At 41.1% G+C, this 24,681-nt stretch carries 23 protein-coding genes; 9 read left to right on the top strand and 14 right to left on the bottom strand.

Annotated features, from left to right (window positions below):
* Positions 1–430 precede the first annotated feature (430 nt).
* The gene (locus ACNQGS_RS18650; RefSeq protein ID WP_491488645.1) at positions 431–1,804 is read left to right on the top strand and encodes an IS1182 family transposase; all 1,374 of its coding nucleotides are present in this window, start codon (positions 431–433) and stop codon (positions 1,802–1,804) included.
* A 127-nt stretch (positions 1,805–1,931) separates the two neighbouring features.
* On the opposite strand, the gene ACNQGS_RS18645 is transcribed toward ACNQGS_RS18650, so the two are convergent.
* The 6 genes from ACNQGS_RS18645 to ACNQGS_RS18620 all read right to left on the bottom strand — a co-directional run bounded on the left by ACNQGS_RS18645 (position 1,932) and on the right by ACNQGS_RS18620 (position 8,014).
* On the bottom strand, positions 1,932–3,041 hold the full coding sequence (locus tag ACNQGS_RS18645) for an FtsZ/tubulin family protein (protein ID WP_491488644.1): 1,110 nt from the start codon (positions 3,039–3,041) through the stop codon (positions 1,932–1,934).
* An 89-nt stretch (positions 3,042–3,130) separates the two neighbouring features.
* Entirely contained in the window at positions 3,131–4,060 is a 930-nt protein-coding gene (locus tag ACNQGS_RS18640; protein WP_491488643.1) for an AEC family transporter, read from the bottom strand.
* A gap of 36 nt (positions 4,061–4,096) precedes the next feature.
* Entirely contained in the window at positions 4,097–4,240 is a 144-nt protein-coding gene (locus ACNQGS_RS18635; RefSeq protein ID WP_378584749.1) for a hypothetical protein, read from the bottom strand.
* Positions 4,241–4,266: 26 nt separating this feature from the next.
* Complete coding sequence (locus ACNQGS_RS18630; RefSeq protein ID WP_491488642.1) at positions 4,267–5,559, bottom strand: CitMHS family transporter; 1,293 nt, start codon at positions 5,557–5,559, stop codon at positions 4,267–4,269.
* Between the two features lie 165 nt (positions 5,560–5,724).
* A complete protein-coding gene (locus ACNQGS_RS18625) occupies positions 5,725–6,411 on the bottom strand; it encodes a response regulator (protein ID WP_491488641.1) in 687 nt (228 codons plus the stop codon).
* A complete protein-coding gene (locus ACNQGS_RS18620) occupies positions 6,404–8,014 on the bottom strand; it encodes an ATP-binding protein (protein ID WP_491488640.1) in 1,611 nt (536 codons plus the stop codon). Before ACNQGS_RS18620 ends, ACNQGS_RS18625 begins: the two co-directional genes overlap by 8 nt.
* A 241-nt stretch (positions 8,015–8,255) precedes the next feature.
* Here ACNQGS_RS18620 and ACNQGS_RS18615 point away from each other — a divergent pair, with 241 nt between their 5' ends.
* Positions 8,256–8,906, top strand: coding sequence for a cell wall hydrolase (locus tag ACNQGS_RS18615; protein ID WP_491488639.1), 651 nt, complete (start codon positions 8,256–8,258; stop codon positions 8,904–8,906).
* Between the two features lie 52 nt (positions 8,907–8,958).
* Here the strand turns inward: ACNQGS_RS18615 and ACNQGS_RS18610 are convergent, their stop codons facing one another.
* Positions 8,959–10,974 (bottom strand): oxidoreductase, encoded by a 2,016-nt coding sequence (locus tag ACNQGS_RS18610; RefSeq protein WP_491488638.1) that lies wholly within the window; start codon positions 10,972–10,974, stop codon positions 8,959–8,961.
* Positions 10,975–11,243: 269 nt separating this feature from the next.
* On the opposite strand from ACNQGS_RS18610, the gene ACNQGS_RS18605 reads away from it, so the two are divergent.
* From ACNQGS_RS18605 to ACNQGS_RS18595, 3 genes are all read left to right on the top strand, one after another.
* Complete coding sequence (locus tag ACNQGS_RS18605; RefSeq protein ID WP_491488637.1) at positions 11,244–12,674, top strand: sigma-54 interaction domain-containing protein; 1,431 nt, start codon at positions 11,244–11,246, stop codon at positions 12,672–12,674.
* A gap of 96 nt (positions 12,675–12,770) precedes the next feature.
* A complete protein-coding gene (locus ACNQGS_RS18600; RefSeq protein WP_491488636.1) occupies positions 12,771–12,914 on the top strand; it encodes a hypothetical protein in 144 nt (47 codons plus the stop codon).
* Positions 12,911–14,515, top strand: coding sequence for a sodium:solute symporter family protein (locus ACNQGS_RS18595; RefSeq protein ID WP_491488635.1), 1,605 nt, complete (start codon positions 12,911–12,913; stop codon positions 14,513–14,515). The genes ACNQGS_RS18600 and ACNQGS_RS18595 overlap by 4 nt, the downstream gene beginning before the upstream one ends.
* Positions 14,516–14,599: 84 nt before the next feature.
* Here the strand turns inward: ACNQGS_RS18595 and ACNQGS_RS18590 are convergent, their stop codons facing one another.
* The 4 genes from ACNQGS_RS18590 to ACNQGS_RS18575 form a co-directional block, all read right to left on the bottom strand.
* Entirely contained in the window at positions 14,600–15,643 is a 1,044-nt protein-coding gene (locus ACNQGS_RS18590) for a threonine aldolase family protein (RefSeq protein ID WP_491488634.1), read from the bottom strand.
* A gap of 135 nt (positions 15,644–15,778) precedes the next feature.
* Positions 15,779–17,002, bottom strand: coding sequence for an MFS transporter (locus ACNQGS_RS18585; RefSeq protein WP_491488633.1), 1,224 nt, complete (start codon positions 17,000–17,002; stop codon positions 15,779–15,781).
* Positions 17,003–17,220: 218 nt separating this feature from the next.
* Complete coding sequence (locus ACNQGS_RS18580; RefSeq protein ID WP_491488632.1) at positions 17,221–18,018, bottom strand: DUF2935 domain-containing protein; 798 nt, start codon at positions 18,016–18,018, stop codon at positions 17,221–17,223.
* 140 nt (positions 18,019–18,158) lie between these two features.
* Positions 18,159–18,983: an MBL fold metallo-hydrolase gene (locus tag ACNQGS_RS18575; RefSeq protein WP_491488631.1), complete on the bottom strand. Its 825-nt coding sequence runs from the start codon at positions 18,981–18,983 to the stop codon at positions 18,159–18,161.
* 105 nt (positions 18,984–19,088) lie between these two features.
* On the opposite strand from ACNQGS_RS18575, the gene ACNQGS_RS18570 reads away from it, so the two are divergent.
* Positions 19,089–20,171, top strand: coding sequence for an ArsR/SmtB family transcription factor (locus ACNQGS_RS18570; protein WP_491488630.1), 1,083 nt, complete (start codon positions 19,089–19,091; stop codon positions 20,169–20,171).
* A 101-nt stretch (positions 20,172–20,272) separates the two neighbouring features.
* On the top strand, positions 20,273–21,109 hold the full coding sequence (locus ACNQGS_RS18565) for an RMD1 family protein (RefSeq protein ID WP_491488629.1): 837 nt from the start codon (positions 20,273–20,275) through the stop codon (positions 21,107–21,109).
* Here ACNQGS_RS18565 and ACNQGS_RS18560 read toward each other — a convergent pair.
* Positions 21,106–21,333: a hypothetical protein gene (locus tag ACNQGS_RS18560; protein WP_491488628.1), complete on the bottom strand. Its 228-nt coding sequence runs from the start codon at positions 21,331–21,333 to the stop codon at positions 21,106–21,108. The two genes, ACNQGS_RS18565 and ACNQGS_RS18560, sit on opposite strands and share 4 nt — an antisense overlap.
* 179 nt (positions 21,334–21,512) lie before the next feature.
* Here ACNQGS_RS18560 and ACNQGS_RS18555 point away from each other — a divergent pair, with 179 nt between their 5' ends.
* Entirely contained in the window at positions 21,513–21,659 is a 147-nt protein-coding gene (locus ACNQGS_RS18555) for a hypothetical protein (protein ID WP_213118969.1), read from the top strand.
* 46 nt (positions 21,660–21,705) lie between these two features.
* Here ACNQGS_RS18555 and ACNQGS_RS18550 read toward each other — a convergent pair whose 3' ends face one another.
* Positions 21,706–22,767: an LLM class flavin-dependent oxidoreductase gene (locus ACNQGS_RS18550; protein WP_491488627.1), complete on the bottom strand. Its 1,062-nt coding sequence runs from the start codon at positions 22,765–22,767 to the stop codon at positions 21,706–21,708.
* Positions 22,768–22,914: 147 nt separating this feature from the next.
* Between ACNQGS_RS18550 and ACNQGS_RS18545 the strand changes: the two genes are divergently transcribed.
* On the top strand, positions 22,915–23,661 hold the full coding sequence (locus ACNQGS_RS18545; RefSeq protein WP_491488626.1) for a YoaK family protein: 747 nt from the start codon (positions 22,915–22,917) through the stop codon (positions 23,659–23,661).
* A 389-nt stretch (positions 23,662–24,050) separates the two neighbouring features.
* On the opposite strand, the gene ACNQGS_RS18540 is transcribed toward ACNQGS_RS18545, so the two are convergent.
* Positions 24,051–24,614 carry a hypothetical protein gene (locus ACNQGS_RS18540; RefSeq protein ID WP_491488625.1) on the bottom strand — a complete coding sequence of 188 codons (564 nt, stop codon included), beginning with the start codon at positions 24,612–24,614 and terminating at the stop codon, positions 24,051–24,053.
* Positions 24,615–24,681 lie beyond the last annotated feature (67 nt).

Raw genomic sequence — 24,681 nt, 5'->3', positions numbered from 1 at the left:
TATATCACTGGTTACTCAATTAAGGATTAGACTACTTATGTTTCTAAGCATTTTTTGTAAGATAAATTGTATATCAAATTGTGGGGGTACAACAGCCATTGTACCACTACGATTTGTGGTGCATTTCCCTATACAAATTTTTGTGGAATTTTCACCCAAATGGATTTACACCAATTAAAAATGAGTGTCAATTTCATATGCAAATTGGCACTCATTTTAACTTGCATTTTTAATGTTTGCGATAGTTAACGGAACCCGTTAGACGATCTCACCGCTTTTTTTTCATTTAAATCTTCTTTCTGTTAAAACTCTACCCACAATTTCTCCGTAAAAAAAGACACCCCATAAGGGGGCTGTTGACAATCTAATAGGATTTTCCAAAACCTGTGTAGAATTTATTCTATACAGGTTTTTTATTGGGGGAATTATTATGATGGGTCGAAAAGACGAATATCAGAGTAAATTGGAGTTCATTGATCTAAATGTTTTTGTACCTTCAAACCATCTTTTACGCCGAATAAATGAAAAAATCGATTTTACATTTATATATAGCAAAATGGAAAAGTATTATTCGAAACTTGGTAGGAAATCACTTGATCCTGTTCTTTTATATAAAATGTTACTTATTGGTTATCTTTATAATATTGATTCAGAACGTCAGCTTGAACAAGAAGTCCATTTAAATATCGCTTATCGATGGTTTTTAGGACTTGATTTATCAGATCCTGTACCCGACCACTCAACATTTAGTCAAAACCGTCGTAGAAGATTTAAGGGTAGTACAGTTTTTCAAGAAGTTTTTGATCATATAATTAAACTTTGCATAGAGAAAGGGTATGTTACCGGAGAAGTTATCGTAACAGATTCAACCCATATTAAAGCAAGTGCCGCGAAAGACAAAGTTGAGAAAGTTGTTGTTGAGAAGACCCCTTCGCAATATCTTAATACACTTGAAGAAGAAGCGAGGAAAATTGAAAAGGAACTAGAAGAAAAAAGAAAAGAAACAGGTAAACAAAAACGAGGTAGAAAACCAAAAGATCCATCAACTAAAAATGTTTCCATTCCCCAAACCGATCCAGACTCTGGGCTGTTAAATCGTCCTGGGAAACCATCAGGTCCTCACTATTTAGCCCACACAAGTATTGATGCCAAAAATGGAATCATAGTAGATATTCACCCAAGTGCTGGAAACCTTAATGATTGTGAACCCTTTGTAGAAAGATTAAAAGTAATTAAAGAAAAATTTAATTTAGATATTAAGAATGTTGGAGCTGATAAGGGATATGATACAACCCCTATTCATCATGGGTTAAAAACATTGGAAATTACGGGATATATTAGTCCTACTCAGTCTAACACAGCTCATAATTCTACTTCTTATCGAGATTTTGTATACCATGGTGAAACCGATACATACATCTGTCCAAATGAAAAAGAACTCCATTTTACTCATCTAAGACGAAAAAATGATCAACAGGTTTACAAAGTATATTCTGCGAAAGCAAAAGACTGTAAAGTCTGTCCATTTAGAGAGCAGTGCTTTGGAATAACAGCGAGTAGAAGAACTATTGAACGTCCAATTGCACACGAATTATTGGAAGCAAATAAAGAAAGAGCAAAGACCGATGAATACAAAGAAGTTCAAAAACTAAGAAGAGTTTGGTGCGAAGGTTCCTTTGGAACCATGAAGACGAAACACAACTTACTTAAAACTAATAAGAGGGGCATTGAAAAAATTCTTGAACAATGCCTCTTTTCGGCGTTGGCATTGAATTTAAAACGGATGATAAAGGTAATAAATTAACATCAAAAAGTGTGGAAAGTGGTTATAAAAAACACCCCAAAAATTAGAAAAAACAAAATGGGAAAGGAATTTCAACTCCTTTCCCATTTTGTCAACAGCCCCATAAGAGGATGCCCTTTTAACTACCCTATTTCTGATACTTTGACAACTTGGAAGTTACTCCCGAGGACTTTCGTTCAGGCGGTTTTGCTTTCAGATTGGAAGCCCAGGAAACAGAGGATTCATATCTCTCTGCGTGTTCCTTCTTGACGAGATATTGCAGACGCTCTTTGTTTTTCTCCAGTGATTCTTCCAAGGATTGCAGGCGGCGCCTCGGGAAAGACAGCCCTGCCAAAATTGTCGTAATCGTCGGATCCCCTTCCGTTATATAGGTTCCCTCAAATAGTTCTAAAGGCTCCCCAATCCCCTCAAAAATAGAAGGCGCATTAATGAGCTTCGTGACTGTCTCCGGCCCTTCATATATAAGACCCGCCCTAATGACCCCAACTGTATCGACAGGGCAAAAGATGGAGGTTGCCCAAGAGCGTTGAATGCTTTCGGCCACTTCTGCCGTCGTCTTCGCATCAGTAACAGGTGCCGAAGATATCAACGTTACTCCCCTTGTATTGAGGATATTCATCAAATCCGTTTCATCAAAATTGCCGTAAAATGAACTCTTTTGTGTTACTTCCAGGACATGGCTGATGGCCTCCATAACCTGATGGTTGGACTGAAGATAAACTTGCTGCTTGCTTGATTGCGGATTTACTTTACGCATTTGATCGTTATCCACTAGAAATACGGAAGAAATGCCTTCAATTTTGGAAATCTGCTCAATGCATTCAGCCGCATTGATTCGATTCCCTGCCAGCACATTCCGCTCAGGCACAACCGCAATCGCCCCGATGTTCATACCCGGCAGCTGGTCTAATAAAATATCAATTAACAGAGGACTCATCCCCGAACCAGTTCCTCCGTCTGTCGAAAAAGCAACCAATAGCAGCTTCACATTTTTAAAGGACTTTTTAACAAATTCAATCAGTTCCCGGTAATGCTCATGAACCGCCCGTAATCCAACTGAACGGTCCTGCCCTGCACCATTATACCCGGGGACAAAGTATTTCTTTTCAACCTTTGTATTGACTGCCCCATCACGTTGATTAGTGTTGATAAGGGCAGTTTGAAAGCCCATCGTCGTTGCTATTTCAGCGATATTTCCTCCTGCTTGACCTACCCCCAAGATGCCGATTGATTTCACCTTATCGCCTCCTTATCTACTATGAAAATATTCATTTTTTGCGGATTTAGACTTATCCATTGAAAAATTGGCCTGTCTAATAAGTGCATTTACGCCGCAAAAAGGATTTTCGAAAGGTACACGACGATGGCAACGGTAACACTGCTGATAATGGTCGTTAACAGGACTGCTTGCGAGGCATATTCCGGATAATTATCATACTCAAGCGCGAGAAGGGAACTATTTCTCGAGGTCGGAAAGGAACTGGCTATGAATAACGCTTGAGCCGTAATCCCTTTAAGACCAAGAATTGTGATAACGAAAAAACCAACGATCGGCGAGATCATCAGCCTGCCGATGACAATCCAGACGATAGGCCGGGAAATGTGAGTAATTTTCAAATACGCAACCTGTGCACCTAATGTAACGAGCGCAACCGCTAAAAAAGCGTTCGACGCATTTTCAATTGGCTTCCAAATATATAAGGGAATTTCCACATGAAGCCATTTCAACAATACAGCCAACAATAGAGCGTAAATCACCGGCAGCCGCATAATTTTCCGCAAAACTTCCATCCCGCTGCTCTGGGCAGAAACACAGTTATATAAACCGTAAGTAAATGTGAGTATGTTTTGAAAAATCATGATGATGATTTGGATGGACATGGCGATCGGATTCGCGGCAAAAACCATTTCGCTTACCGGCAGACCGTAATTTCCGGAATTGCTTAAGACCATACTGTTTTTAAACGTTGAAGACAGCTTGCGGTCAAATTTGTTCGCTTTTGCAATTATCATACTGATAAGAATTAGAATAAAGTTAAACAGCATTAAAAAGCCTAACGTCTGACTAACGACCGCATTCGGCAAGTTGCTCTGATAAATATTGACGAAACAAACTGCAGGTAATAAGAAATACACTGTCAAAGTTGACAGTGTAGATAAATTTAACTTAACAGTCCGCTGCAAGATAGCACCTGCCACGATTAACACAAAGATCGGGAAAATGATATCCAGCAAAATATGAAACAATATATTCATTGAAAAACCTTCTCTCTCTATAACCAAAAATCCTATTTATTCTTTATCGTTATAATAAATCACCTCAGAAAGAAATTTGCAACCGGATACATTGCCAAACGCTTCCCTTGCTTCCTGCTCAGAATAAAATTCATACATTGAGACATTATTTTTTCCTAAAAAGACGGTAATAATCCACATATTGAATCCTCCAGCCTATTTTTCTATTAAAAAGGAATAATGCCTAAAACAATTGCAACGACAATCATCACCAATGTCGAGCCGCAAGCCCATTTTAGGAATGTACGCTGCAGGTCGCCGAAATCTTCGCCAACCATACCAACCAAGAGGTAGGTCGAAGGGACAAGAGGGCTTAATAAGTGAACAGGCTGTCCTAACAATGATGCCCGCCCAAAAAACGCCGGGTCGATTCCATATACACTCGCTGCTTTAGCAAGCAAAGGCAGCACCCCATAATAGAAAGCATCATTTGACATAAAGAAGGTTAATGGTGCGCTAATAATCGCTGTAATCACAGCAAAATGTGAACCTAGAAAATCCGGAATATAGGAAATCATTGTAGTTGCCATGGCATCTACCATTTTTGTACCTGTCAAAATACCTGTAAAAATCCCTGCCGCAAACACCATTGAAACAACTGACAAGGCATTGTCTGCATAGTTGGCAACTCGTTCCTTTTGATCGCTTAAGCGTGGGTAGTTAAGCGTAATCGCAATAGCGAATCCAAGCATGAACAAGACTGTTGTTGTAAGCCACTCTTGGATTAATGCCACTAATAGAGTAATCGTCAGAGCATAGTTTATAAGAATTAACTTAGGACGTTTTAGGTAGGCAGCCTCTGAAGTTGCAGCTACCATATTGCTCGTGCCAGGATCGATTTGCATGACACCGACCCGTTTCCGCTCTTTTCTTCCAAGCACGAAGGCCATGAATAAAACAAATACGATACCACCCGCCATACTTGGGATCACCGGTGTAAAAATATCTGACATTTCCATATGCAAGGCTGTCATTGCTCTAGCCGTCGGACCGCCCCATGGAAGGAGGTTCATTACTCCTGAAGCTGATACGGCAATTCCAGCAAGTGTTAATGGTCTCATACCAATCCGTTTATATAATGGCAGCATCGCTGAAATCGTTATCATATAAGTGGTCGTCCCATCCCCGTCGAGGGAAATTAATAGGGCAAGGACAGCCGTTCCAATCGCTACTTTGACTGGGTCCCCTTTTACCACTTTCAAGATTGTCGAAATGATAGGATCAAACACTCCGGCATCAATCATAATCCCGAAAAACAGAATCGCAAACAGAATCATAATTCCGGTTGGCGCAACACTTTTAATCCCCTCTAGCGCCATCGGTCCCATTTCCTTCCCAAAGCCGCCAATCAATGCAAAAATAACAGGCACTACCATCAGCGCGATCATAGCGGGAAGGCGTTTAGTCATAATCAATGTCATGAAAGTAATAATCATTAAAAATCCTAAAATTGCTAACAAATTAGTCACCCCTTTTGTTTGTTAATTAAATATAATCAAAATATTCTGGGGTGAAAACGTTACCAAAATAAAGTTCTTAACGTAATTTAAGTTGATTTTGTACATATTGTTCACGGGAGGGGGATTTTTCCAAAAGAAAAAGAAAGGCAACCTATTCGCCTTCCTTCATGATACTGGATAATATTTTCTTTCCGGCCTTCCGACAATTCCATATACTACTTCTGCTTTTAACTCCTGTTTGGAGGAAAGATACTCCAGGTATCTTCGTGCCGTAATCCGGGAAGCGCCAATTTCTTTGCCAACTTCCTCTGCCGAAAGGCCGTCTTTCCTTTTCTGAAAAACAGCTTTTACTTTTCCTAGTGTTATTTCATCGATGCCCTTCGGCAGCACTACGCTTTTGCCTTCTCTTTCTGCTTTCCCATTTCTAAAAAGAAGATCTACATAGTTTTGATTAATTTCCTGAGTGGAAGAAAGCAAGGTATGTTTTTTGATATATTCCTGGATAACATCATCAAATCTTTCTTTGTTTACCGGCTTGATCAGGTAATTTTCAACCCCGTAATTTAAAGCTTTTTCAAGAAATTCCTTATCGGTAGCAGCCGTGATCATAATAATACTAACCTTCGGATACTTTTCTCGTATCACAGGCAAAAGATCAGATCCAAGCATATCAGGCATATACACATCAAGAAGTAGAAAATCAGGCTTTTCCTTTTCAAGCACTTGAAGTGTCTGCTCACCATTTAATGCTTTGCCTACAACTTCTATTTCTTCAAACTTATTTAAAAATTTTTCATGCATATCAGCGATCCGAAAATCATCTTCCGCAATAACCGTTTTGATCCTATCCAACCATCTCATCCCCTTGCACGTTCTTTGGAATATAAACGGTAAAAATAGCGCCGCTTTCAGGATTGCTTTGCGCCTCTAACATCCCATTCAATTCTAATACAGCCTGTTCAGCATTTGATAAGCCAAATCCCCTCGGCACCGTACCCATTTTAGAGGAATAGCCCCGTTCAAAAAGGAGCGGTATTTCAGCCTCATCAAACCCTATCCCGTTATCAGAAATTTCAAAAATGATATCACTTCCGATATCTGTTGCAAAGAATTTAACAACAGGGTCTTTACTTCCGTAAACAGCTTCAAAGGCATTATCAATCAAGTTTCCTAGAATGACAATAAGGTTAGAAAGCTTAATATGGGCAGGCATTGCTTCTAAGTAACTGTCTGTATTAATCTCAAAGTTTATTTTCTTTTCTGATGCTTTTCCTAATTTTCCTAATAAAATAGCCTGTATTTTTGTATCTTTTATTTGCTTAAAAACAATTGAATTCTGAAACTGAAGTGCCTGGGTTTCACCTTGAATCATCTCGATAGCTTCCTTGTATTCCCCAAGCTGCAGCAAGCCCAGTAAAAAGTAAAGTTTATTGGTAAATTCGTGGGTCTGGGCACGGAGGTCCTCCGAATACCTTTTTACTTCAGATATGGTATTAATCATTTGCTCAATTTCCGTTTTGTCACGGAAAGATGCCACAACGCCTTTTATACCGTTTTTTCCATCCATGATTGGCGTACAATTCACGATCACGGTTTTATCATTCCAAACCATTTCCTTGTCCGTTTGCGAGGCTCCCGTTTTTAACACCTCATACAAATAGCTAGATGGAAACAGCCCATCTACCTTCCTGTTTCTTACGGTTCCTTGTAGCTGCAGAAGTTCCTTCGCCTGTTGATTCATCATCGTGATATATCCCATTTGATTGATTGCTAGAATCCCTTCTTTAACAGAATGGAGGACTGCATTTTTCTCCTTATAAAGGGTGGCAATTTCGTACGGTTCAAGTCCCATCGTATCTTTGCGGATGTTGCGGCCTAGTAGAATACTGCCGATTAGCGAAATGAATAAGGCAAATAATGAAACGATCAATACCCTTCTGATGTTATCGATAATTTGCTGATTGACATCTTCGAGAAGAAATCCGACTGACACAATTCCAATAATCTCTCCCTGTTTGTTTAATATCGGAGATTTTCCCCTTATCGATGGTCCAAGTGTTCCTTTCGCCTTGGAGACATAGTACTCCCCTTTTGTAAGGGCCCTGTCATTATCTCCTCCGGTCATCTTCCGGCCAAGTTTTGTTTTTTCAGGATGCGAGTATCTGAATCCATCTTTATTCCCAATTACAACAAATTCAGCACCCGTTTCTTTGCGGATTTTCTCCGCAATAGGCTCAATGATTATGGATGGGTCATCCGTTTTAAATGCCTCGATTATGGTCGGAATGTATGAAACAGTTCTCGAGATTTCTAGCGCCAGCCTTCCTTTGTTTTCCTCGATTTGTTTGCTTTCCATATAACTGTAAAATCCGGTCAACAACAAAATCAATATGAAACTAAGGATTAGAACCAGCCCGAATATCTTGGTTTGAAGGGATACTTTGATGTTCTTCATGATGCACACCCCCTTAAAAAATCTCTTTTTTCATTATAGTTTCTAAATATAGATTTTTCTTTAAAAACTAGCAAATTCATATTTTCTGTTAGTTTCCGATTATCAGCGACCTCCTTTATATTTTTTCAACATAACACAATTGTTATTTCTACGAAATCAAACTGTAATACTATTCTTTTTTTTCGATTCATAGAAATAGACACTAAGAGATTACGTTATATCAACCAGGAGGGAAATACCAATGATAAAATTAATAGCGACTTTAACGATAGTAGTTTCACTCTTATTTGCTTCACCTGTTTTTGCTTATACGGTTAAAACCGGGGATACAATGACTAGGATAGCAAGAGAACATAATATGACTTTACAAGATCTAGCGAATCGAAACCCGCAGGTTCAAAACCTCGATTTGATTTATGTTGGACAAACTATACATACTGGTGATTCTGAGGCTGAAATGACGGTAGCAAGGACAGTTGCTGTTAGAGCTGCGGCGGCATCTGCCGCGTTTAAACTTGAAGAGAATCAGGGATATTCAGAACAAGAACTAGATTTGTTGGCGAGATTGGTCAGGGCCGAGGCAGAGATTGAGCCTTACGAAGGAAAGGTGGCCGTTGCCTGCGTTGTTTTAAATCGTGTTGCGAGTTCGGCATTCCCTAACTCGATAAGAGAGGTTATTTATCAAAAGGGGCAGTTCCAGCCTGTCCGCAATGGGGCCATTAATAAACCCGCAGATGAGGATTCTATTAAAGCAGTACGAGAAGCATTGAACGAGAAAAGGGAACTAGTAGGAGATTCGTTATTCTTCTATAATCCGGCAATTGCAACCAGCCGCTGGCTTGATTCAAAGACGACAACCGCCTCTATTGGGGATCATGTGTTTAAGAGATAAAAGCTTTCGACATAAAAGCCAGCCCACACTACCGTGGTCTGGCTTAAGACTATTATTTAACAATCGATTCACTAAAAGTGATTCCACGATTATTCATCCCTTTTCCCCCTAGCTGTAAGGATGTCATCAATCCCTCATATGTGGCTTCTTCTAATGTTCTAGGTGCGAGGCAGTCTCCGATTTGTAAAACATGCGGTCCTAGATTCTTGATTTCTTCGTATAGTTCAGTATTTGGTATGCGTCCAAGCGATAGGACGATTGTATCCCAATTTTCCAAAGTTTCTTTTTCATAAGAAAATAGATTTCTAATTACTACTCCATCGCCCTTTATTTCTCCCAAATCATAATGTGGCCGCAGCTTAACTTTAAGTTGATAGAGCTTTTTCAAATATTCATTTCGTAAGTATTGATGGACTTCTTCTCCAATATAAAGCCGCGCCGAAATCAAAGTAACTTGATGGCCTTTTTCCCCTAATTCAATTGCCGCTTCCATTGCTGGCCAATCCCCAGCAAAATCAAAAACTAAGACATTTTTTCCAATTGGTTTGGCCCGTTTGTTGAACAGTTCATCGACCGTGAGAACTCGTGGATCTTGTATTCCCGGGATACTTGGGATATAAGGTCTGGATCCGGCAGCGCAGATAATTGCATCCGGGGACATTTTCACAATATCTTCGTATTGGACATTCCAACCTAGTTCAAGCTGTACCTTGCTATTAGATAACTTTCTTACATAATTATCGAGCATCGATTCAGCGAGTTCTTGTCTCATCGGCGCCCGTCTTAATGTATGCAATAATCCTCCTGCCTGGTCGGCTTTATCCGCCAAAACGACATCGTGGCCTTGTTCATCCAATGTCACGGCTGCCTGCATCCCCGCAGGTCCTGCTCCGATGACAAGGACCTTCTTCTTCTCACGCGGACTGTTCTTTAATTCATGAACCTCTCTTTCCTTCCCTGCTGAAGGGTTTTGCACACAGCCGATGGTTAATCCTTTATGATAATGACCAATACACGCCTGCAGGCAGCCAATACAAGCATCCATTAAATGAAGATTGCCGGAGATTGCCTTATTCGGCATTTCGGGATCAACTATCAAGGAGCGTGTCATCCCAACCATATCAGCTTTTCCAGATGCAACAATTTGCTCCGCCTCGACCGGGTCGACAATCCGTGAGCCGACAAATACAGGTACTGCCCCCGCCATTCGAATTTTAAAGGATTGAGGTGTCAAATACCCATGTTTGATTGGTGAAGGAGGAACAATATGTGTGGATCCTGCAAATGTACTCGAATCTCCTGCAGTCACATCAACAAAATCTACCCTTACGCGCTCCACCAAATATTCCACAATCTTAACCGCGTCTTTAACCGTTGTGCCATCCATGGTCATTTCATCGGCACTCATACGGATTCCGACCGTAAAGTCTTCCCCAACCACCTGCCAGACCCGTTCCATGACTTCTACAATAAAGCGCATCCGATTTTCAAATGATCCTCCGTATTCATCTGTACGTAAATTTGTGTGTTCCGCCCAAAATTGTGCAGGAAGATAGCCATGCGAGCAGCAGATCTCTACCCCATCCAGCCCGCCTTCTTTTGCTAACCTTGCCGAAATCGCAAATCCTTCAATCACCTCTTTGATTTCCTCAATACTCATCGGTTTAGGCATGGTGCTGAACCTCAGGCTCGGAACTGCAGAAGGTGCCCAAGCAGCATTTCGATATTCGCTTGAAACCACTTCCCTTCCACCATGAAATAATTGAGAAAATACTTTTGTCCCATATTGATGAACGCCTTTCGCTAATTCGAAATAAGCAGGTACGACATTTTCATCATACCCGGCAATTGTATTGGTGGTCAGCATCCCTGATGGATGAACCGCGGCGGCTTCGAGGATAATCAGACCCGCCCCACCCTTAGCCCTCGCAACATGATAAGCTGTCATATCAGCAGTCGGGATCCCATCAATCACATGATTGGTTTGGTGGGCCGTACTTAAAATTCTATTTTTCAAATCGGTTGTACCAATCGTGGTTGAACTAAATAAATGTTTAAAATTTGCCATAACATCACTCCTCAAAATATCTCTATATCATTTACTAGCAATAATCGTGCCAACTTTTTTCAAAAACTATTTTTCGATTATTTACCATTATTCAAAAAAATAATATATAATTGCTGGTAAATCTGAACTTTTTTTGCACCAACCGATGCAAAAATGCCTCAAATTAACAGTGTTCTTTGCTAATACTGATTCGAAGTCAAAGTCCAAGTCCTAAACAGCATAAACACCGATGCAAAATGTGTTCAATATGACAAAAAGGAAGTGAAAGTATGATCGGCGCAGACCAATATCAGCAAACCATTACCCATCTGATGAATGTAAGCGAATCTCTTCAAGAGCAATTAGACATTTCCCTTAGAAAAATTAAAGAACTAACGCAAATTCTGAATTCCAGCTATGATGAAATTTTTGTTACTGACGCAAATGGTGATGTCTTATTTGTTAGTGACTCGTGCAAATATTTTACCGGCCTTCCACCTGAGGCTTTTATTCATAAGAACATCCGTGAACTTGAAGAAAAAGGGATTATTAAGGAATCCGTTACGTTAAGAACAATGAAAACACAAGCGGTTCAATCTAATGAACAAACTTATCCAAACGGCAAGACTGTTCTTGCTACAGCAAAACCCGTTTTTGATGAGGAAGGAAAATTATATCGAATCGTCTGTAATTCGCGGGACATTTCTGAACTAGTGGAAATGAAAAGAAAGCTATCAGAAATCCATTCTCTTCATGAGGAAAATAAAATCGTCCTGACTGCCGGACGCCATACATTCATTACACAGGCACAAAATATGAAGTCTACACTGCAAATGGCCCAAAAAGTGGCACCACTGGATTCTTCCATCTTCATTCACGGTGAATCGGGTGTTGGCAAAGGTGTATTAGCAAGGATTATTCACGAACACAGCCCGAGAAAGGATAAACCCTTTGTTCAGGTTAACTGTGGTGCCATCCCGGACACATTATTGGAATCCGAATTATTCGGTTATGAAGCAGGAGCGTTTACAGGGGCCAATAAACGAGGTAAGGCAGGACTGGTTGAAATGGCAAATGGCGGTACACTTTTTTTAGATGAAATTGGCGAAATGCCCTTAGAGCTGCAAGTGAAAATTCTGCATCTTGTTCAGGAGAAATCGTTCAAAAAGGTAGGCGGTACATCCGAAAAACATGTGGATATACGTATAATTTCAGCAACAAACAAGAATCTGCTGCACATGATCGAACAAAAGAAATTCCGTGAGGACCTATACTATCGTTTGCATGTTGTACCGTTAAGAATCCCCCCTTTACGAGAACGCAAATTGGATATTTTAGGATTGACCGATTATTTTCTTGATAAATTCAATACGAAGTATTCGCAGCAAGTACAATTGGAAGAAGATGCGAAACTATTTATCCAGCTCCAGGAATGGCGGGGAAATGTCAGGGAGCTTGAGAATTTCATCGAACACCTTGTCGTTACTGCTCATCATTCGTTACTAAGCATAGAGGATTTACCCATTGCCATGGAACAGCGGATCCAAAAGAATATTTCACTGCAGGAAATGCCTTTGAAGAAGGCAGTTGAAGAAACAGAGAAGCAGGTGCTTTCCTATGCTTTATCGAAATATAAAACAACCAGAAAAATAGCAAAGGCCCTTGGGGTGAATCAAACGACCATTATGAGAAAACTCCATAAATATGATTTAACGGAATAAAGTACAAATTTTTGTTATAAGTAACGGAATTTTTAGAATTGGCACAGAATTTGCATTATCTTTATTGAAACCAATTAATGCAAAGGAGTGTTGTGGATGGGCGAATTTCTTTTTTCTATTGGCTATGGTGGATCATTGATTATTCTCGGTCTTATTTCACATCTATTTATTCGGAAAATGGACCAAAACATTGTTGCAAAACAACCTGTCAATACGGATGAAAAGGCGGAGATATCATGATTTATACAATTGGTATCATTGTATCCTTTATTTTGTACGTCCTAATTGGTGTGGTCCTTTCAAGAAAGGTAAAAAGTTCTGAAGAATATTATGTTTCTGGAAGAAAAGGTTCAACCTTGATGGTAACAGGGACACTGGTTGCTTCGTTTTTAAGCACCGTGTCCTTTATGGGAGAAGCAGGATTTTCTTATGAAGGCTATCCTATTCTTCTATTAATTCTAGTGACCTTTAATGCCACTGGGTACGTAGTGGGTGTCTTCTTTTTCGGGCGTTACTTGAGAAGAAGTAAGTCATTAACGGTTCCTGAATATTTTGGTAACCGTTTTCAGTCAAACAAAGTAAGGCTGGCCGCCGCGATTACCACGATCCTGGGAATTTCCGCTTATCTTGTCGCTGTTACACAAGGTGGGGCTGTGCTGCTGTCGGAAATTTCAGGTGTCTCCTACACCGTGGCTTTGCTGATTATGTGGATTGTTTATGCATCTTTCACCGTTCTCTCTGGTGCTAAAGGGGTCATGGTGAATGACACAATCATGTTTTTCTTATTTTCGATTGCCACTTATATCTCTTTCCCTTTCATCATTGGCAAGGCCGGAGGGTTTCCTGATGCAATTATCAAAGCTGCCACAAATCCGGAGCGCCCTGATTTATTAAGCTGGCACGGCATCACCGGACCCAGCAATTATATGGGCCAACCATGGGAGGCCTTGGTTTGGGCCATTATCCTAGGTTTGGTTTGGTCAGCCGTGATCGCCATCAGCCCGTGGCAAAGCAGCCGGTATTTGATGGCGAAAAACGAACATGTTGCGATTCGCTCCGGGGTTTGGGCGACAATCTCTATCATTACCATTTATCTATTCCTGCATATTAGTATCTCAACGATAACCACTGTCAACCCGGATATAAAACCTACGGAAAAAGTATTTATTTGGGCTGCGATGAACATGGTTCCAAAATGGCTGGGCGTGGTTATCATAAGTGGGATTATGGCTGCCGCCTTATCCTCGTGCGCCAGCTTCCTGCAGCTAATCGGATCAAGCATCACGAGGGATATCCTGGAGCAATCCCGAAATAAAACCTATTCGGACAAACAATTGCTAAGAGTCAGCCGTATTTCGATGATTGTCGTTAGCTTTATCATCCTTTTGATTGGCCTTTGGCAGCCGCCTTCCATCATGTGGATTGGTTATTTTGCAGCCACCCTGTTCGCTGCTTCTTGGGGACCAGTAGCTTTTGCCAGCATTTATTCGAAAAAGATAACGAAAACTGGAGCGTTATGGAGCATTATAATGGGATTTTTAGGAGTTGTGTTGGGAGAATCATTGAAAAAAATGGGCATCACGCTTCCTGTCTACTTGAATCCTGTCATTATTGGCATTATCCTAAGCTCTCTTGCCTTATATTTTGGTTCTAAATTTGGCGAAATCACAACGGAAGAAAGAAGCTTCCTAGAAAACATTTTAAAGCGTCCGATTGAAGCAAACGATAAAGAGGAAATGTCCATTACTCGAAGATATCCGTTGTACCTGGTTGCAAGCGGTATTGTGATTATTATCGTTACGTTTATCTTCTACTATTGGCCGCTGACACTTGCCATGTAGGGAGTAACCAATTTCAGATGAAAAACTAGCGCCACTTGAGGGCGCTAGTTTTTCAGTTTTTTGGATGGTAAAGATGGCAGAATACTAATTCTGTTGTACTCCGATTATCGCCTTTTTTAGGTCTGCTATAAAATCTGTAACCTTGTCCTCCTTTGTTGCCCAGGAGGTAACAAGTCGGATGGCAGAATGGTCGGAATCTACCTTTTCCCAAATATGAAACCCATACTTATGTTCCAGTTCCGTAATCACTGCATTCGGAAGAATCGGAAAAATTTGGTTAGATGGTGACTCGGTCAAAAAAGGAACATTCAATTTCTTAATTTCAGCAACAAGCAATTCCGCCAGTTTATTCGCATGCCCTGCCAAGTCAAAAAACAGGTTGTCCCGAAACAGCTCAAGGAACTGGATGCCAAGCAGTCTTCCTTTTGCCAAAAGCCCGCCCTTTTGCTTTATATGATAGCGGAAATCCTCCTTCAGCGAGTCACGGCATATCACTAACGCCTCCCCAATCAGTGCACCGTTCTTCGTACCACCAATATAAAAAGCGTCCACCAATGCAGGAAGGTCACTTAACTGAAGATCATTCTCCGAGGAGCACAATGCCGACCCTAGTCTCGCGCCGTCCATATATAAAATCAAATTATTTTCAGAACAAAATTCTTTTAACGCTTGCAATTCATTCTTTTTATAAATAGTGCCAATTTCTGTTGAATTGGATATGTAAACCAGCTTCGGCTTCACCATATGCTCATCCGGGTGTCCGTCAAGAACCGCTTGAAGATGGGAAGGATTTAACTTTCCATCCTTCGTTTCAATTGAAATGACTTTATGGCCGGTAGCCTCAATAGCTCCTGTTTCATGTCCAAGAATATGGCCGGTGCTTGCTGCCATCGCCGCTTCATGTGGTCTTAAGAAAGCAGAAATTGCGGTTAAGTTCGTTTGCGTACCACCGGCTAAAAGGTGAACATCAACATCAATCTGCCCCATTTTTTCTTTGATAAGTTTAATCGCTTCACTGGTATAACGGTCCTCGCCATACCCGTCCTCCTGCACAAGATTAGAATCCACTAAAGCATTTAAAATTCTAGGGTGCGCCCCTTCACTGTAATCGTTTTTAAAGCTGTACATTCTTATTCTGCCTCCAGTTGTTCAATAGTACCTATTATTTTACCATTGTACCATTCCTTTTTTTATAATTTCTCTATTTGCACACTAAAAAAGCCATTACCGCGATCCATCCACCGGTAATGGCTTTTATAAAAATTACACTGCCTTTGCAGTAGTAACGAAGCGTTCTTGTGTTTGCTCCGCCTTTCCCTTTTTCAAGCTGAGCATCGCAATAAATGATACACAGTAAAGCACTGCGAGGTAGCCCATGGCAACTGTTACGTTCGCGTGCTGCAGGATAAATCCTACTAAAATCGGTGATAATCCGCCAAGCGCCCGGCCAAAGTTGAAAATCGTGTTAGTGGCGGTACTTCGCACTTCTACAGGATAGTAGTGGCTAATCAAAGCACCATAGCCGGCAAACATTCCATTTGCGAAAAATCCGACGATAGCACCGCCGATTAAGACACCGGCACTTCCTGATGCGTACGAGTATAAAAACACTGCTACTGCTGAAGCTAATAAGAAGATTCCGTATGTTCGTTTCATTCCGAAGCGATCGATAAATTGTCCAAATGTTAACATCCCGACAATCATTCCAACCGCGGTGCTGATCGTCCAAAGTGCGGAACCTGATACCGACAATCCTTGTGATTTTTGAAGCATTGATGGCAGCCAAATCATTAAGCCATTATAGCCGGCAATTTGCACGGTTGCCATGATAGCCAAAGCTATTGTCGTAAAGGCCGTTCTGCGTGTAGCAAACAATTCCTTTAAATTTCCTTGCTTTTTAACTAACTTCTTCTCTTTTTGGGCGGCCACCCATTCCGGCGATTCGTCCAAGTTTTTACGAACCATAAAGGCAAAGATTACTGGGATAATTCCGACGAAGAACAATCCTCTCCATCCCCAATTTGGGAGGATGAGGGCACTTAGCAGCGCGGCAAGGATGACTCCATATTGTGCCCCAACGCTTACATAGGAGGAAGCGCGCCCCTGCTTGTTCTTTGGCCATGCTTCTGCAACTAGCGCCATACCAATTCCATACTCTCCGCCTGCACCTAGGCCTGCGATAAAGCGAAAGATATATACTTGTTCAATATTTGTGGCTAAACCAGTTAAAGCTGTTCCGATGGCAAACAAAATAATCGTATAGGTGAAAACTTTTACTCGGCCAAACTTATCTGCCAAAACTCCAAAAATCGTTCCCCCAACCAGCATTCCCAAATTAGTAATTGAAGAAATAAGTCCGCCTGTAGCCATATCAATATGGAAATGGGCAATAATCATGGACATGGCGAAGGAAATAAACATGATGTCCATTCCTTCTAACGTTAAACCTGCAACTGATGCAACGACTGTTTTTTTCTGATAATTCATTGCTGTCATTCTCCTTTCGAGCCTCTCTGGACCCTGATTAAAAGATACTTTTGCAAAAATAAAAACCCTTCCGTCGATAAAGAGACAAAAGGGTTTCATATACACAAAAAGATATATGAGTGTTTCCGTACAACCCTTTTTGGCCTCTCTGGACCATATTAAAGGAGATTTATTTTTTCTTATAGTAACATAATTATAGTAGGCTGTCACGCATTAATTTAATCCTGAAGCCTCGGCTTCGTGGGGTCACAATTCGGCATGTCCAGATTGGCTGCTTCTGCCAGTTTGGTAAGATAATAGCATTCCTCCCGCCACATATGGTCCGCCATTAATGGAGCAAATGTTCCTAAAGCTTGTTTACTTAACTCCAGTTCTTCAATTTCCTTTAAAAAGTTTTGAAAAAGTTTAATTTCTAACGAGGCATCTGAGTTAAATTTCGCCAACGCCGGAAATGCCGCCAGGTTGGTCCTTAAATAACCTGCCATCTCGACTGCCTTTAAATAAAATGCCTCAAAATCCTTCGTAAATTTATCACTTTTCTCTCTTAATCTTTTTTCCACACCGTCCAAATTAGAGGAAATGGCATCCGAATGGCCGGCCGCATCCAATAACCAAACAAGATGATGATGCACTTCATGATAGACAGGCGGGACCTGCCCTGCTTTCAAGTGCTTTAAGATCCGTACATACTCTTCTAATTCATTGACCATATGGTTGAGAAAGGTTGGGGAAAGGTGGATTTTGATTTTTCCAATCAGGTGTTTACTTAGCATGTCTAATTTAAATTCCCGAAGTCTCATTACCTCTGGTTCTGCTTGGGCTGCCAATTGCTTTGGATCAGCCGTTTTTACTTGATTCAAAAGACTATCGAAAATCCCAATGAAATTGACGGCTTTTTCAATCTCCTCTTTTTGAACGGGTGCTAGCGCCTCGTAAATAAACCGCGAATGGTCTCCAAGTATTTGCAGCCAGAAAGCATGTTCAAAGCTGGCGGTCTTGGCGAAAGTGTCATTCATGTTGAGCTCCCCCTAAATTGAAGCATATTTTTCCAAACGACATTATTATCTATATGAAGGAACACTGCCACTCTATAACTATTCTAATGTTTATGAAGGATCTCAAAATATTTGCAGAAGTTGATTTCCCGTTTTAACGTTCATTTTGAAACACGAGAACCGTCCCCGTGCATCGTTCCGTTCATCGTTTTCATGCTTAGCACATCGTTCTTTGTTCCAACAGGGCCGTGGCCTGGGACGGCTTTTGTAAAATCAATGTTTTCTACAATTTCAAGAATTTCTATCCATTGCTGAGGGTTTGATTCTTCAAAGTATGTTGGCGGCGTTTGGACCAATAGTAAGTCTCCCATAAATAGGATCTTTTCCTCCGGGATCAGAAGCATAGCATCGCAGAAGGAATGTCCGCCGCCTAGGGTGAATAGTTTTGCGCTTCTTTTGGTACCGATAAAAACCTTTTCGTCTTCAAACGTTTGATGCGGCAAGGTCAACTCCAGCGATGGCAGGGACGCTTCCACTTCCGTTAAAAAGCTGATTTTGTTCTCTAGTTCCCTATTATGATTTTGTCCCAATTGTTCTTTTAAAGTTTGAATATATTGAGTAAGTTCCGTGATGCCCCGTTTCTGCTGCTCGATTCGTGCAGGATGAATGTCCCGCATTTTCTCAAACGTGATTTGACTAGAGATAATCGTACTGCCCTTAAACACCTGATTGCCGCGAATATGATCCCCATGGAAATGGCTGTTCACAACCCATGTAACCGGACGGGCGGTTTCCTTTTCTACTGCCCTTTTCAAATCTTCAGCGGCATTAGGCGTATTAAATGTATCAAACACAATCGTCTGGCAGCCTAAATCCACAAATCCGGCATTTCCAACCGCACCGCCGCCCTCCTTTGCAATTGCGGCAAACACTCCGTCTCCCACTCTTTCCAAATCAAAATGCTTGCTGTAAAATTCTCCGCTCATCTAGTTCCTCTCCTTTTTACCGATTGTATTATAATGGAATTATATGACGACGGCCTTTGGCCGGACTACTTATTGAGCAAAGAGTAAATCAGTTGGGGGATCACGATGTCTTTTTCCTTAGAAGTTACGAATCTATCATCTGAACAAATATCATTTGGGTACTCAGCCGCACACGAAACTCTAATCGCCCTTCACGTGTTCATCGATTGCAAGCACCACCCGCTCCATATTCCATGGGTCATAAACGCCAGAAAAAAAATAAATCCGGCTTTAAAACAAGAAATTGATACATTCAGCATTTTTTATAAGCGGCCGATTGTCACTTTCTGGGGACTACAAGAGAATTCTACAATCAGCGATTTTGGGGAAGATCTGAATAAACTAAGCTGCGTCTCTTCTGATGCATTTTTCCAAACTGTTGCAGAAACCATCTTAGGCCAAAAAGCAACGCCTCAGACTCTCGAACAAGACTTTGTCCAATTTGCCGGCAGCGTTTACCCTGACTCAAAGGAAATTATCTTAGCTTTGGCGGAAAAACCGGAACAGGTAAAACAGAGATTTTTGACGCTGCTGGAGGATTTTTGGAAAGCATGCGTGAAAGATGACTGGAGTAGAATAGAGGAACTTTTTCTAAAGGATATTGCTTCCCGCGGCAGAAAGCTTATGATGGAAGGGCCTCTATATCTATTGGGAAACCTTTCGCCGGAAATAGATATTCATCCTAATCAAAAGAAAGCCGTGATCAGAAGAATATCAAAACGGGAGATTTATTTTGAGAGAGACGATATCTTACTGTTAACACCTTCCTACTTCGCCTGGCCGCATTTATTTGTTAATGCCCATAAACCAGTAGGGATTAACTACTCTATCATGGAAAATCAGCAGGAAGCTGCTCGGCCCATGCCTCCAGAGGATTTATTAAGGTTGTTCCACGCAATAGGAGACTTAAGCAGGCTTCAGATTGTCAAATATTTATCCCAAAAGCCCCGGTCAACCAGAGAACTGGCCGGACTGATGGGAATCACTGAGGGTGCCGTCTCTAAACATTTAAAACTACTAAAAGATGCAGGCCTAATCGCTTCCAAGCGAAAAAGCTATTATGTTTTTTATCATTTACTGGAAAAATCATTTAGTGAAATTCAATCAGGTTTGGCACAATATATCAAAGGAACGGATTTTTTGGATTAACAACCCAATGGGGTTCTTTTTCAAAAATAATGCAGGGAATTCGTCGCGGCATACCGAATACACTTTAATAAGCTAAGAAAATTCACTCAAAGGTGGTAACAATGGAGGCCATAACCTTTAAAGCATTCGCCATCACAAACGAAATTGATTTAAACAAAATTGCCATTCATTGCGGAATACCGAAAAAATTCACCTGGGAGGAGCCTTTAGTTCTAAAGAGAGATGTTTTACGCTCGATTCTCATGCAAGAGGTCTCCGACATGCAAATGGTATTAATTTTTTCCTTTGGCAGTATCGTCTTTATCAATCATACAAACGAAGAAGATTTCCACATAGTATTTCGCTTTATTCGTTCCTTCGAGCCGGACGTCGACCTTAACTTCGCAGGCAAATACACAGACGATTACAGCCTGCACATTGGAGAAAACGAGAACCTCGAACTTGCTGACGAATACGTGGTAGTCCCGGAAATTGAGGATTTCTATCCTGAGCTAATTTCCACGGTTCTCGCTAAATCAGTGGCCCTCGAAAAAACAGAAGAACAACTCGGAAAGATTCATGATAAGCTTGAAAACATGATTGACCGGCTTGAAAAAGGAAACTTGAGAATCGGCAACAAGGAACTCGCTCGTACAACAGCGAAAATTGTGCGGCACGAGTATAACACCCTAGCCTATATCATGATTCTGGATAAGCCCGACATCACCTGGACCAGCAGCACGGCCAGTGATTTTTATGATAGGATGATTGAATTTTTCGAACTAAATGACCGCTATAAAATCTTAAAAAGCAAAACGGACATCCTATACAATATCATGGATGGTTTTTCGACCATCAGCCACTCCATCCGCGGCCTGTTCGTGGAATGGATTATCGTCATTCTCATCCTGTTTGAAATTGTCCTGACTATTTTGCAAATTATCGGGTGGATTCCTTAAATTTTATTTTTGACATCTTCTCTGATTGATTCAATAAGCTCTTCCGGTATTTCTGCCGGAAGAGACGTACCATCCTCATACACCCATCTGTTCATCACTTCTAGGTCCGATTTTTTGAATGTAATACTATATTGTTTCTCCTGATGAATAAAATCCACCGTTACATATTCTTCGCTTGCAAAGTCATCATCGATAATCATGTTGTTAATCTCATATGATTTCACGGTCTAAACTCCTTTGACAGTCATATATTAAGTTTTAGCTTGTCCTACCTTCAGCCAAAATCCAACACGATTTTTCGATTTTTTTCGCAAATTTATAACATATTTTTAAAATAAGCTTCATATAAAAATAAAGAAAGGTTTGTACAATGATAATAAGGATTTCGGAAGGCGGGAATAGAATGGACAACAACACTCCTGTAATTTATAACGGCAAGAGGTATGTCATCCTTTTTAAGTACACTTCTGGGTACTGCGAAATTAAAGAAGTAGGAAGCTTGCATCACATCGAATTGGTTCATTTATCAGAATTAACAGATGTATCATAACACCACAAAAGGCATGCCACTTAAGCATGCCTTCTTTTATTTAGACCTATTCTTTTCCTCCGCCAGACGCTTCCCATTTAGCAACTTCCTCATGGACAATTGGTGCCACTTCTTTTCCTAAAAGCTCAATCGCTTTCATCACGTCTTCATGAGGCATGGTGCCAACAGGGACATGCAGCATAAACCGGGTAATCCCAACATTTTTTCGCAAATGAATGATTTTTGTGGCGACCGTTTCTGGGTCTCCAACGTAAAGAGCCCCTTCAAAGCTGCGGGCAGCATCGAAGCTTGTACGGTCGTATTGACCCCAGCCACGCTCCCGGCCAAGTTTATTCATGGCATATTGGGTTGGCGGGAAAAACTTTACAACAGCAGTTTCAGTAGTCTCCGCGATAAACCCATGCGAATGCGAGGCAACCGGAAGCTTCTCCGGGTCATGACCTGCGCGGGCAGCAGCTCGTTTATAAAGCTTGACTAGCGGTGCAAAATGTACAGGACTTCCTCCAATGATAGCGAGGACTAATGGAAGTCCAAGCAGGCCTGCCCGGACCACTGACTCGCTGGTACCGCCGCTGCCAATCCATACAGGGAGCGGGTCCTGAACTGGTCTAGGATAAACGCCGCGATTGTCGATTGCCGGACGGTGCCCTCCACGCCAGGTCACTTTTTCCGATTCGCGTATTTTTAACAAAAGTTCAAGTTTTTCATCAAAAAGCTCATTATAGTCATTTAAATCATATCCGAATAAGGGAAACGATTCGATAAAGGAACCGCGTCCAGCCATAATTTCGGCCCGTCCGTTCGAGATACAGTCAAGTGTTGAAAAATCTTGAAAAACCCTGACTGGGTCATCAGAGGATAAAACTGTTACAGCGCTTGTCAGTCGGATCCGTTTGGTTTGAGAGGCCGCCGCCGCTAGAATAACAGCAGGTGCAGATGCTGCATAATCCTCTCGATGATGCTCGCCTACACCAAATACATCAAGCCCAACCTGATCTGCTAAAACGATTTCTTCCACCACTTCCCTAATTCGCTGGGCATGGCTAATTACCTCGCCAGTTTGGACATCCGGCGTTGTTTCTACAAACGTGCTAATACCTATTTCCACTAAAAAACCCCCTGAATAACTTTTAATTCTTTTTTATCATTTATTGTGTGTTTTTACCAAGAAAATAGCCTGAACGCCTTATTTAATATGTAATTCGTTGAAAAAATGGTTAATCTATTAGGAAAAGCGTGCTTGGGGAGAGTCTTCATGGATAAAACTTACAATAAAAAGGTATCGCTTTACTCTGTACGTGAGCAACTACATAGAGGCGTTGAAAGAGTGCCGCATTTAACGCCTGAATCCATCGGATTGGGTGTCTTACTGGCGTTAATTGGCGGATTCTTAGATGCTTATACGTACGTGAGCAGAGATGGGGTTTTTGCGACTTCCCAAACCGGCAACCTCGTATTGTTGGGAGTTGAGGTTTCAAAGGGAAATTGGGAGCAAGGCTGGAGGCATATACCGCCTATTTTGGCCTTTGTAATCGGGGTTGTAGTTGCTCAAAGCTTGAAACAACCGTTTATTACGAGGAAGTTCCCTCATCCCGCCCGATCAGTTCTTTTCTTAGAAAGTCTCGTCCTTTTGTTTGTCGGGGCCCTGCCAGCGGCCGTGCCGAATACGTTCGTGGTAATAACGATTGCCTTCGTGTCCTCCGTTCAAATTTCGTCGTTTCGAACCTTGGTCAAGTGGCCTTATAATTCTGCGATGGTGACTGGTAATTTGCGGACAGCAGCCGAAGCAGCCTATTCTGCGTTTTTGTTACGCAACCGTCAAGGCATCCAGCAATTCTTCGATTTTAGCGTTGTAATAGTATCATTTTTAGTGGGGGCGTTGCTGGGAACCCTATTCACCCAGCATTTTGGAACAAAAGCGATTTGGTTTGTGTCGGGGATATTAATTTGTGCGTTGATGGTGTTGAATGCGAATCCGAGGACGTTGTTGAATAAGGGGTAATGTTTTATCTTTTAAGAACTTTATTGGACATTTCCTCTCATCCACTAGACCGTTTTGTCCTTTAGACACCTTCTATTGGACATTTCGGCACCTGACACCCCTTGTTTTGTCTTTTAAAAGCGTTTTATTGGACAGTTTGATCCCTGACACCCCTCGTTTTATCTTTTAAAAGCGTTTTATTGGACAGTTTGATCCCTGACACCCCTCGTTTTGTCATTTAAAAGCCCCTTATTGGACATTTCGGCACCTTACACTCCTCGTTTTGTCTTTTAAAAGCCTCTTATTAGACATTTTGGCATCAGACACCCTTATTTTTGTCTTTTAAAAGCCTTCTATTGGACATTTTAACTGCCACCCACCTCATTTTTGTCTTTAAATCCCAAAACACCTTAATAGGAAGTATGAATACTTTCAAGTTTAGGAGTAACACCCATTATAAACGCCCTAAATTTTTCAACCAGTTCAAGATATTCGGAATCCACAACTAATTCATTCCACTCAATTTCATCATATTCATCCATGAATCGGTAATCTAGATAATTGCCCTGATCGATTTTATAATCATACTTTAGCGTTATCACTTCCCACACTTCTTCGAAATCTTTCATGAGCCCATCAGCAATGAAAAAGGGAATATCTCTATCCGTTTCATATCGAAAAATAACCGGAATTTGAAAATAGTTACCGACAATTACCGCGTACCGTTTTCCCATATACTGAAAGATTATATATTCTTCCGTATCATTCTTCATAATTAGCTTTATTTTTAAAGGTTTCCTATACGGATTATGGCGTTGTTTTACCTGAGAGAATTGTTCCTCCTCAACCCCTGCTCTACCTTCTTTTTTACAGTCTTTACATATATGAATTTTATGTCCCTTGCCACTAAACTTCTCATTTGCTCGATATCGGCCGCAGCCTTTGCAATAATGGCCTCTACTTTTCTTAGCCATCCTTTTCAACTCCAATAATTTATAAAATCTATCAACTTTGGCTATAATGATATTATACTATTTTGGA

This window comes from Neobacillus sp. PVCKKU3, from assembly GCF_058323225.1.
The sequence above is the reverse complement of the archived record's forward strand: the minus strand, read 5'-3'. Positions and strand labels throughout refer to the sequence as shown.